The organism is Rhodococcus sp. 2H158, from assembly GCF_053764755.1.
The window spans coordinates 1-12,248 of the sequence record NZ_JBSNCE010000027.1 but is presented as its reverse complement, the minus strand read 5'-3'; the positions used below and the strand labels follow the sequence as shown (position 1 = coordinate 12,248).

Annotated in this window: 1 protein-coding gene and 1 pseudogene; both read right to left on the bottom strand. The window is 74.0% G+C overall.

Annotated features, from left to right (window positions below):
• Positions 1–130: 130 nt before the first annotated feature.
• Positions 131–7,565 (bottom strand): annotated as a pseudogene (locus tag ACWPOB_RS22860) (amino acid adenylation domain-containing protein).
• Positions 7,566–7,785: 220 nt separating this feature from the next.
• Positions 7,786–12,248: condensation domain-containing protein (locus tag ACWPOB_RS22855; RefSeq protein WP_455402227.1), on the bottom strand; the 4,463-nt coding region annotated here is incomplete at its 5' end.

The following is a 12,248-nucleotide window of genomic DNA, read 5'->3' as shown; positions in this document are numbered from 1 at the left end:
TCGCCTCACGCGCCCGGACCTCGATCTGCCCGGACCGGGCTCCTGCGTTGCACTACGGATACAGCTCCTTCCACACGCGGGAAGAGCATGGAGAACTCGTCCCGCCCGGGAGGAATCTACCGGCCGGTATTCAGTTCCGCATACTCCATGGGTCGACGGCGGCCACTGTTGTCCACTGCCCGCCCGCCGCGACGGACCCCGCCGGGACCTCGTCGCGGTCGGTGACGACCACGACCCCGAGGTCGTCGCCCGGCGCGTCGTTCAACGCGTCTACCAGCGAAGACGGCACGAACGCGTGGGTCACCCATTCGTCGGCCACGACGGCGGCGAGGTCGGCGCCGGGCTCGGGCACGATCACCACCGCCCCCGCGATCCCGGCAGCAAGGATCGCGAAGATGCGCCACTGCTCCGCCGTGAGGTCGCACACCAGCGACCGCGACTCGTAGTCCAGCTTCAGCGCGGCCGCACCGCCGCGGACGACGGCGACCAGTTCGCCGTGGTCGAGCACGCGGCCGGCCACCCACAGCGCGGGGTGCTGCGGCTGCAGGACCCGGACCCGCTCCGAGTAGTCGACCGGCCGGTGGGACAGCGTGTCCACGGCGGCCACCGTCGCCGGGTCGTCGAGGCACACCCAGCGCGCGGCGGCGGACCGACGGGCATCCGCCCCGGTCGTCGTCAAGCCGAGCCCGGGCGTCTCCGCAGGCGTGGTGGAGCCGGACACAGCGGGCACGATCGCGGCACCCGCCTTGGTCACCGCCCAGAGCGCGGTGATCAGCTCGGGGCCCGCCGGCGCGGCGACCGCGATGCCGTCGCCGGGCCCGACGCCCTGGGCGATGAGATACCGCGCCCACTGCGACGACCGGCGGTCGAGGTCGAGGTAGGTGACCTCGACGCCGTCCGCGACGAATGCCGGGGCCTCGGGATCGGACTCCACGGCGACCTGCCACTCCTGCGGCACCGTCCGCTCGACGCGGTCGGGGGCCGCCACCGGCTCGGGCTCGAGGACCGTGGGCGCCGTGCGCTCGGCCTCGGTGCGGATGTCGATGTCCCCGACCACCGCGTCGGAGGTCTCCGCGACGGCGCGCAGGACGGTCACGAAGCGTTCGGCGAACGTCGCGACGGTGCCGGCCTCGAACAGGTCCACGGCGTAGGTGAATCCGACGTGCATGCCGGCGGCCGAGCCGCCCGGGTGCTCGCCGGCGGCCGAGCCGCCCGGGTGCTCACGCGGATCGACCGTCACCTGCAGGTCGAACTTCGCGGCGAGTTCACCGGCGTCGAGGGCCTCGACGGTGAGACCCGGCAGTTCGAGGCGCGCGGCCTCGGTGTTCTGGAACGACAGCACCGTCTGGAATACGGGATGCCGGGCCGGGGAGCGCACGGCCACCACGTCGTCGACCACCCGCTCGAACGGCACGTCGGCGTGGCCGAACGCCTCGAGGTCGACGGCGCGGGCCCGGTCGAGCAGCTCGGCGAAGGTCGCCGCCGGGTCCACGTCCGTGCGCAGGGCGAGGGTGTTGACGAACATCCCGACGAGGTCGTCGAGGCGCCGGTCACCGCGGCCCGCGACCGGCGTGCCGACGACGATGTCGTGGGTGCCGCTGAGCCGGGCGAGCAGCACGGCGAGCGCCGCGTGGACGACCATGAACAGCGACGCCCGGTGCTCGAGTGCGAGGGCGTCGAGCCGCTGCCGGATCTGCGCGTCGACCTCCACCGCCACCGTGCCGCCGCGCAGCGAGGGTTGCGGCGGCCGGGGCCGGTCCGTGGGCAGGTCGAGCAGTTCGGGAACCCCGGCCAGGCGGGAACGCCAGTAGGACAGCTGGGCGCCGGCCGGCGACTGCGCATCGTCGGCGTCGCCGAGGACCCGGCGTTGCCAGAGCGCGTAGTCGGCGTACTGCACCTCGAGCGGCGCCCAAGACGGCGTGCCGCCCGACAACCGCGCCGCGTAGGCGGTCATCAGGTCCCGTGCCAGCGGCGCCAGCGACGCACCGTCGGCGGAGATGTGGTGGACGACGAGAGCGAGCACGTGGTCGTCGACGCCGACCGAGACGATCCGGCCGCGCACCGGCACCTGCGCGGAGACGTCGAAGCCCTCGGCGGCGAGGGCGACGACCTCGGCGAACGCCTCCTGCTCGGACGCCACCTCGACCGGCACGACCGCGGGCAGGACCGCGTCCGCGTCGAGGACGTGCTGGTAGGGCCCCGTCTCGTCCTGTGGGTACCGGGTGCGCAGCGACTCGTGCCGCTCGATCACGTCGCGCACCGCGGCGGTGAGCGCCGCGGTGTCGAGGCGGCCACGCAGCCGGATCGCGAGCGGGATGTTGTAGCTCGCGGAGGCGGGATCGAGCTGGTTGAGCACCCACATGCGTTGCTGGGCGAGCGAGAGCGGCACCCGGTCGGGGCGGGGCCCGGCGGTCAGCGCGGGCCGGGGAGCCGACTCCGCGTGCGCGTCGGCCCGGGCCGCGAGTTCGGCGACCGTCGGTGCCTCGAACAGTTCGCGGATCGCGAGGGCGGTTCCGAGCGACTCGTTGATCCGCGCGATCACCCGCGTCGCGATGAGCGAGTTGCCGCCGAGCTCGAAGAACGAGTCGTCCGCACCGGCCCGCTCGACGCCGAGCACGTCGGCGAACACCTGCGCGACGGCGCGTTCGGCGTCGGTGGCCGGTTCGCGGCGCGCGCCCGCGGTGGTGGCGGTCGCCTGCGGCACCGGCAGGGCGCGCCGGTCGAGCTTGCCGTTGACGGTGAGCGGCAGCTCGTCGAGGACGACCACGATGTCCGGAACCATGTAGCCGGTGAGGAAGGCACCGAGCTGCTCGCGCACGCGGGCCACGTCGACGTCCGCGCCGGCGCGCGGCACGACGTAGCCGACGAGCCGGTCGCCGAGACCGTCGTCGCGGACCACGGCGACCGCCTGGGCCACCGCGTCGGCACGCAGCAGCGCCGCCTCGACCTCGCCCAGCTCGATGCGGAAGCCCCGCAACTGCACCTGCGCGTCGCTGCGCCCGGCGTACTCGAGCTCGCCGTCGGCGTTCCACCGCGCGACGTCGCCGGTGCGGTACAGCCGGCCCGCCCCGAAGGGGTCGGCGACGAACCGCGCGGCGGTCAGTCCCGGCCGGCCGAGGTAGCCGCGGGAGAGCTGGTCACCGGAGACGTACACCTCTCGCCCGGCACGCCGACCGGGACGGGCTGCAGCCGCCGGTCGAGCACCCGCAGCCGCAGCCCCGGCAGGGAGCGGCCGATCCGGCTGGCGGCACCGGGGCGCGCGGCGCCGCGGTCGAGGGCCAGGAACGACACGTGGACCGTGGTCTCGGTGATGCCGTACATGTTGACCAGCGTCGGCGCCACGGGCCGGCGCCGGTACCAGCCGTCGAGCTTGCCGAGGTCGAGCGCCTCACCGCCGAACACGACGTACCGCAGTGCGAGCGGATCGGCGTCGGGCCGCTCCACGGACGCCACCCGGTCGGCCTCGTCGAGCTGAAGGAACGCCGAGGGGGTCTGGTTGAGCACGGTGACCCGCTCGGCCCGCAGCAGCTCGAGGAACTGTTCGGGCGAGCGGGAGGTGAGGTAGTCGACGACGACGAGCCGGCCGCCGTACAGCAGCGGTCCCCACAGCTCCCACACCGTGAAGTCGAATGCGTAGGAGTGGAACAGCGTCCACACGTCGTCGGCACCGAACCCGAACAGCGGTTCGGCGTTGGCGAACAGGGTCAGCACGTTGCGGTGGGTGACCGCGACGCCCTTGGGGCGGCCGGTGGAGCCGGAGGTGTAGATGACGTAGGCGCGGTTGTCCGCATGCAGCGGCGCGCTCCGCTCGGCGTCGGCGAGCGGCCCGGACGGCGCGTGCGGGTCGTCGTCCTCGACGTACACCCGGGGCACGCCGACGTCCGGCAGAGCGTCGCCGTCACCGGTGGTGGTGGTGGTGACGACGCAGCGCGGACGTGCGTCCTCGAGCATGTACCGCAGCCGCTCCGCCGGATACGTGGTGTCGGTGGGCAGATACGCGGCACCGGACTTGAGCACCGCCAGCAGCGCCACGATCAACTCGGCCGACCGGGGCAGCGCGACGGCCACGAGCTCCTCCGGGCCCGCTCCGGCCGCGACGAGCCGGCGGGCGAGGCGGTTGGCGCGCGCGTCGAGTTCGGCGAACGAGAGGGTGCGTCCGGCGAACGTGACGGCCGGGGCGTCGGGGCTGCGGCGGACGACGGCGTCGAAGCGGTCGACGAGGGTCGCCGCTGCGGGCACCCGGGCCCCGGGCCCGAGGGTGCTCCACTCGGTGAGGATCCGCTCGGCCTCGGCGTCGTCCAGGAACGGCAGCGCGCCGACCGGGGTGGCGGCGTCCGCGGTGACGCCGCGCAGGATCCGGGTGAACCGGTGGGCGAGGGACCGCATGGTGGGGGCGTCGAAAAGATCGGTGGCGTAGGCGAGTTCGACGGTCATGCCGCCGGGGGCGCCGCGCTCCGAGAGATGCTCGGCGACGGTGACCTGCAGATCGAACTTCGCGATGGCCGTGTCGAATTCGACCCCGGAGATGCTCAGGTGGGGCAGCTCGAGGGCGGACTGCGGCAGGTTCTGGAAGGTGAGCATCACCTGGAACAGCGGGTGCCGGGCCTGCGAGCGGGGCGGGTCGAGCACCTCGACGAGCCGTTCGAACGGCATGTCGGCGTTCGCGAACGCCTCGAGGTCCGTGCCGCGCACCCGGGCGAGCAGGTCGGCGAACGGCTCACCGGGTTCGACGGCGGTGCGCAGCACCAGCGTGTTGACGAACATGCCGATCAGGTCGTCCAGGGCGGCCTCGCCGCGGCCCGCGACGGGGGTGCCGACGGCGATGTCGTCGGTGCCGGACAGCCGGGCCAGCAGCACGGCCAGCGCCGTGTGCACCACCATGAACACGCTCGCGTTGTGGGTGCGGGCCAGGTCGGCGAGCGCCGCATGCAGTTCGCCGTCGATCGGGACATGAAGGGCGGCACCACGATTGGACGCCACAGCGGGACGGGGCCGGTCCGCCGGGAGGGTGAGTTCCTCGGGCAGGTCGGCGAGCTGCGCGCGCCAGTAGTCGAGCTGCCGCGACAGCACGGATTCCGGGTCGTCCTCGTCGCCGAGCACCTCGCGCTGCCAGAGCGCATAGTCGGCGTACTGAACCGACAACGGCGGCAGCGGATTCGGCTCGTGGCGGGTGCGCGCCCGATAGGAGGCGACGACGTCGCGGGTCAGCGGCGTCATGGAGAAACCGTCGCCGGAGATGTGGTGCACGACGAAGACGAGCACGTGCTCCTCGTCGGAGATCCGCAACAGCGCGACGCGCCACGGCACGGCGGCGGTGACGTCGAACCCGGTGCCGACCAGTTCGAGCACGCGAGCGGGAACGTCCTCGGCGGCCACCTCGACGGGAGCGAGATCCGGCAGGACCTCGCCCGCCGGCAGCACCACCTGGTAGCCGTCGCCGTCGATCTCCGGGTAGACGGTGCGCAGCGACTCGTGCCGGGCGACGAGGTCGGCGACCGCGCCGTGCAGGGCGTCGACGTCGAGGCGCCCGGCGAGCCGGATCGCGACGGGGATGTTGTCCACCGCCGACTCGGGCGCGAACCGGTTCAGGAACCACATGCGCTGCTGGGCGAGCGACAACGGGATCCGCTCGGGGCGGTCGCGGGCGACCAGCGCCACGGCACCCGAGCCGGCCTGCGACTCGAGCCGCGCCGCGAGCGCCTCCACCGTCGGCGCCTCGAACACCAGCGGCACCGGCACCCGGGTGTCGAGGGCCGCGCCGAGCCGGGCGACGAGCCGGGTGGCGACGAGGGAGTTTCCGCCGAGGTCGAGGAACGAATCGTCGAGACCGACCCGCTCGACGCCGAGGACGTCGGCGAAGACGTCGGCGACGGCCTGCTGGGCCGGGGTCTGCGGCGCCCGGTACTCCCGGACCGCGAACACCGGGGCGGGAAGGGCCGCGCGGTCGAGCTTGCCGACGGGATTGAGCGGCACCTCGGCGATGGGGACGACCGCCGCCGGGAGCATGTAGTCGGGCAGGAAGCCGGCCGCGAACTCGACGAGAGCGCCGGTGTCGAGGTCCGCGCCCCCGGCGGCCGGCACGACGTAGGAGACGAGCGCGGTCTCCCCGGACGGCAGGGCGCGGCCCACGGTGGTGGCGAACTCGACGTCCGGGTGCCGGACGAGGACCGCGTCGATCTCGGTGAGTTCGATGCGGTAGCCGCGGATCTTGACCTGGAAGTCGGAGCGACCGAGGTACTCGGTCACACCGCTGTCGTCGGGCGCACGAGGTCGCCGGTGCGGTACATGCGCGCCCCGCCGTCGGCGAACGGATTGGCGACGAACCGGTCGGCGGTCAGGCCCGGACGGGCGTGATACCCCAGCGCGAGCTGTGCGCCCGCCAGGTACAGCTCACCGGTGACACCGGCGGGGACCGGGCGCAGGTGCGTGTCGAGCACGTATGCCCCCACGCCGGGAATCGGGGTGCCGATGCGGATCGGCTCCCCCGGGTGCAAGGGGGTACTGCTCACCGCGAGGACGGTCGCCTCGGTCGGCCCGTATCCGTTGAAGAAGTCGCGGCCGGGCGCGGCCCAGCGCTCGACGAGATCGGGACCGAAGCTCTCCCCCGCCACCACGACCACGCGCAGGTCGTCCAGGCCCTGCGGGTCGACGGACCCCAGCGCCGCCGGGGTGATGAAGGTGTGGGTGACGCGCTCGGCCGCGAGCAGCTCCGCCAGGTCCGTGCCACCGACGATCGTCGGCGGCGAGACCACCAGGGTCGCGCCGGCGGTGAAGGCGCTCAGCAGCTCGAGCATCGACACGTCGAAGCTGGGCGAGCAGATGTGCAGCACCCGCGCCTCGGCGGTGACCCGGTAGTGCTCGCGTTCGGCGGTGATCAGGCCGGCGATGCCGGTGTGCGGGACGGACACGCCCTTCGGCAGGCCCGTCGACCCGGAGGTGTAGATCATCCAGGCCGGGTGCAGCTCGGACAGCGGCCGGATCCGATCGGCGTACGACACCGGGTGGCCGGGGCGGGCGGCGATGTCACCGGCCACGCCGGGATCGTCGAGCGCGGTCCACCGCACCGAGCCCGGCAGGTCCGCGGCGAAGGCCGTGAGGGTCAGGCCGACGGCCGCGCCGGAGTCGGACACCATGTGCAGGACCCGCTCGGCCGGGTACTTCGGGTCGACGGGCAGGAACGTCGCCCCCGACTTCGCCACCGCCCACACGGACAGGACGGACTCCACCGAGCGGGGCACGGCGACCGCCACCACATCGCCCGGGCCGATGCCCCGCTCGATCAGCAGCCGCGCCAGCTGCGACGACTTCTCGTCCAGCTCCCGGTACGTGAGCGTCGCCCCGCCCGCCGCGACGACCGCCGGGTGGTCGCCGCGTTCCTCCACGGCCGATACCAGCAGTTGCGGCAGCAACGTCGCCTGGGTGCGGGTGCGGGAGCCCCGCTGGGGGCGGGTGGGGGCGGGCCGGCGGCTGCGGGCGGGACGTTCGCGGCGCTCCACGGCCGGCGACTGGGGAGCGATCGCCGGATCGCTCCCGCCCAGGCTGCCGTCGTGTCGAGAAGACCGCATGTAGATGCCCACATCCTTCGCTTCGGTTCCGTTGCTCGCGCGCGAACGAGCAAGCATAGTCACTGCGCCCGGCGCCCTCGGCGGGACCGTACCGGCCGGTAGCCGCCACTCGTTCATCCACCGATGCGCCCGCGACGTTACCCTCGGGCCCCCGCCGGGACCGGACGCGGGGGGGCGCCCCCCAAAAAAAAGGGGGACCCCCCCCGCGGCGGGCCGGACCTCAGTCGACGACGACCCGATTGGCCGTGCGCCACCGCTCGAGCAGGTCCTCCGGCGCCCGATCGACCACGACCACCACCGCCAGATCCTCGAGCCCCCCGGGTTCGAGGGTGTCGAGCGCGTCGGCGGTCAGGTGGGCGTGGGTGACCCACTCGTCGTACAGGGCGGCGTCGAGTGCCTCCCCCGAGTCGGCGCCCTCGGGCACCACGACGACCGTCGCGCCGGTGGCCGTGACCAGCAGCGGCTCGAGCGCACCGGCCTCCGCCGCGGTCGACCCGACCGCGGCGCTGCGCGACTCGTACGTCAGGCCGTACTGCTCGCGCAGCTCGCCGATCCGGTCGATCAGCTCGGCCTGGGTGAACGTGCGGGTCGCGGTGATCAGGGCCGGGCTCTCGGACTCGACGACGCGGAGCCGGTCCGCGTACGAGACGGGGTGTGCGGCCTGCGCCGCCTGCTCGGCGCGCAGCTGCTCGTCGTCGAGCTGCAGCCACGTGACGGTGCCGGGCAGGCCGGCGGTGAGTTCCGCCACGGTCAAGCCCAGCGTCACCCCTGCGGCGCCCGGCGTCCCGACGAACGGGCCGCCGGGATCGACCATCAGCAGGGCCGCGCCGGTCTTGGCGACCGCCCACTGCGCCACCACCGACTGCACCGACCGCGGGACGGCGACGGCGACGACGTCGCCGGTGCCGATGCCGCCCGCGATGAGCAGCCGCGCCAGCCGCGACGACCGCGCGTCCAGCTCGCGGTACGGCACCTCGGTGCCGTCGACGGCCACGGCCGGGGCTTCCGGATCCTCCTCGACCACGTGGGCCAGCACGGCGGCGAGCGTGCGGCCGGTGCTCGCGACCGGGGCCGCCGCCGGCTCGGCCTCGGCGACGAGGTGTGCCCGCTCCGCGGCGTCCATGAGGTCGATGTCCCCCACCGCCGCCTGGGCGTCGGCCACGAAGGCGTCGAGGACCCGCACGAACCGCTGCGAGAGCACGGTCACCTCCGTCTCGTCGAAGTACCGCTCCAGGTACTTGAAGGTGAACACGATCTCCGACTGCGCGAGGGTGAGCAGCGTCAGCGGGTAGTGGGTCGCGTCGTCGAGCCGGACGTCCGTGACGGTCATGCCGTCGAGGTCCGTGGCGGCGGAGGACAGCGCGGCCCGGTCGATCGGGTACGACTCGAACACGAGCAGCGTGTCGAATCCGATCCTGCCGCCCGCCCGCTGCTGGATCTCGGTCAGACCCAGGTAGTGGTGGCCGAGCAGTTCCGCCTGCTGTGCCTGCACGCGGCGCAGCAGCTGCGCGACGGTCTCGTCGTCATCGGTGTCCACCCGCACCGGCAGGGTGTTGATGAACAGGCCGACCATCGACTCGACGCCGGGCAGCTCGGCCGGCCGGCCGGACACGGTGGCGCCGAAGGTCACGTCGGGGCGTCCCACGATCCGGCCGAGCAGCACCGCCCACGCCGCCTGCACCAGGGTGTTCACGGTGACCCCGAGGCTCGCGGCCAGGGCGGTCACCGCCGCGGCGCGTTCCTCGTCGAACACCACGTGCACCGAGGAGATGGCGTCCGCGTCGGGATGCCGCACCGACGGGGCGAGGACGGTCGGCTCCTCGACGCCGGCGAGCGCCTTCGCCCACACCGCGAGCGACGCCTCCCGGTCCTGCTCCGCCAGCCACTCGAGGAACTCCCGGTAGGAGCGGACGGCCGGGAGCGCAGTGGTGTCCCCGTGCGTGACGTACAGCGCCATGAGGTCCTGCATGAGGACCGGCATGGACCATCCGTCGAGCAGGATGTGGTGGACCGTCACCGCGAGCAGCGAGCGGCCCTCGGCCACGTCGACGAACAGGAACCGGATCAGCGGGGCGGTGCCGAGGTCGAAGCGCCGGACCTGCTCGTCGCGCAGGATGCGGGCCAGGTCGGCGTCGCGGTCGTCCTCGGCGAGGCCGCCGAGGTCCTCGTGCCGCCACTGCACCTCGACGTCACCCAGCACCAGCTGCACGGGATCGCCGCTATCGGTGACGAACACCGCCCGCAGGTTCGGGTACCGGTCCAGCAGCGCCTGCGCCGCGGCACGCAGCCGTCCCGGATCGACCACACCGCCGAGCTCGAGCACCGCCTGCATCGTGTAGACGTCCACGCTCGCCTCGGTCATGAGCGCGTGGAAGTGCAGACCCGCCTGCAGCGGCGACAGCGGCCACGCGTCGGTCACCGACGGGTACCGCGACTGCCACACGTCGAGGTCGTGCTGGGCGACCGACACGAGCGGCACGTCCGACGGGGTCAGGCCCCCGGCGCCCGGCTCCCGGACGTGGCGGGCCAGCGCAGCGAGCGCCTCGTGCCAGTGCTGTGCCAGCTCCTCGATCTCCGAGCGCTCGACCACCCCGGCGGGGAAGCCGAAGCGCGCCTCGAGCTGCGGGCCCTCCGGGCCGTACGACACGGTCGCCGCGACGTCGACCGTCGCGGTGACGGGCAGGCCGGCGGGGCGGACCGTGAGGTCGCCGAACGCATCCGCCGGCGCCCACGCGCCGCCCGCGGCGGCCGGGACCGGCTCACCGTAGTGGAACGCAACCTGCGGCCGCGGAGCGCCGAGTTCCCCGGCGGAATCGCGGTCGAGGTGCCGCAGCAGCCCGAAGCCGGCACCACCGTCGGGCAGGGCCCGCAGCTGTTCCTTGACCGCCTTGACGGCGGTGCCCATCGCCGGTCCCCCGGCGAACGCGTCGTCGAGGTCGATTCCCTCGAACCCGGCGCGGAACGGGAACGCGGTGGCGAACCATCCGACGGTCCGGGACAGGTCGGCACCGGGGACCACGGCCGCGTCGCGTCCGTCCCCGTCCACCGCGAGCAGCGTGGACGTCATGTCGATCCCCCGGTCCCGGCGCCACCGCACCAGCGCCAGGCCGAGCGCGGTGACCAGACCGTCACGGACGGTGCCGTGGAACCGCTCGGGCACCGCGGTGAGCAGCGCCTCCGTGTCCGTGGCCGGGACGGTGCTGCGCACCTGCTCGACCGTGGCGCCGAGATCGACGGCCGGGTCGAGCGGGCGGTCCCCGATCGGGAAGTCCGGTCCGTCGAGGATCGACCGCCACAGTGCGAGTTCCGTGCGGCGCTCGGGGCGGCCGGCCGCCTCGACCAGCCCGTGCGCCCAGCGGCGCAGGGAGGTGCCGACCGGAGGCAGCACCACCGGGCGTCCGGCCGCGAGGGCGTCGTACGCGGCGGCCAGATCGTCGACCAGGATGCGCCAGGACGCGTCGTCGGCCACGAACCGGTGGGCGACGATCAGCAGCGCCTCGCCGCGCCCGTCGTCGACGCGGACGAACTGCACCATCCGGCCCGCGGCGGGGTCGAGTCGCTCGACGGCCGCCCCGAGGGCCCGCTCGGCGCGGGCCCGCACGTCGTCGGCCGCGCCGGCTGCCGGTTCCGCCTGCGCCAGCAGGGGTTCCGGGTCGACGGTGCCGGCGGCACGCACCCGCAGGGCGACGGCGCCGTCGCCGTCGTGCTCGACGATCGCACGCAGCGCGTCGTGGTGGTCGACGAGCACGCCGATCGCCCCGGCCAGGGCGTCGTGGTCGACGCCGGAGGGCAGCGTCACCGCCGTGGACACGGCGAGCCGTTCGACGGGGCCGGCGGCGTCGAGCGCGTCACGCATCGCCGGCGTCAGCGGGACGTCGCCGACACCGCCGCCGGGCAGTTCGGCCGGTGCACCCTCCCCACCGCCGGTGAGGGTGGCGATCTCCGCCAGACCCGCGACGGTCTTGCGTTCGAACACGTCCCGCGGGGTGAACACCACGCCGCGGGCCTTCGCGCGCGAGACCAGCTGGATCGAGACGATGCTGTCGCCGCCGAGGGCGAAGAAGTCGTCGTCGAGGCCGACCTGTTCGAGGCCGAGCACCTCGGCGAACACCCGCGCCACGGCCTCCTCCGTGACGGTGGTCGGGGCCCGGAACTCCCGGGCCTCGAACACCGGCGCCGGCAGCGCCCTGCGGTCGAGCTTGCCGTTGACGTTCAGCGGCAGCGCCTCGAGCACCACGAACGCCGCCGGCACCATGTACGACGGCAGGTCCCGCCCGAGTTGCGTGCTCACGTCGGCGACGTCGAGCACGACGCCGGGCTGCGGCACCACGTAGGCGATCGCCTGCGGTCCGACCCGGTCGTCCTCGCGGACGATCACCGCCACGTCCCGGATACCGTCGACGCCGCGCAGCGCGGCCTCGATCTCGCCGAGCTCGATGCGGAAACCGCGAATCTTGACCTGGAAGTCCGTGCGTCCGACGTACTCCAGGCGACCCGCCGGGTCCCACCGCACCAGGTCACCCGTGCGGTAGAGCCGTTCGCCGTCGCCGAACGGCGAGGCGACGAACCGCTCCGCCGTCAGATCCGCCCGGCCGTGGTAGCCGCGCGCCAGCTGCGCACCCGCCAGGTACAGCTCACCGGGCACGCCGGCCGGGACCGGATTCAGGCGCGCGTCGAGCACGT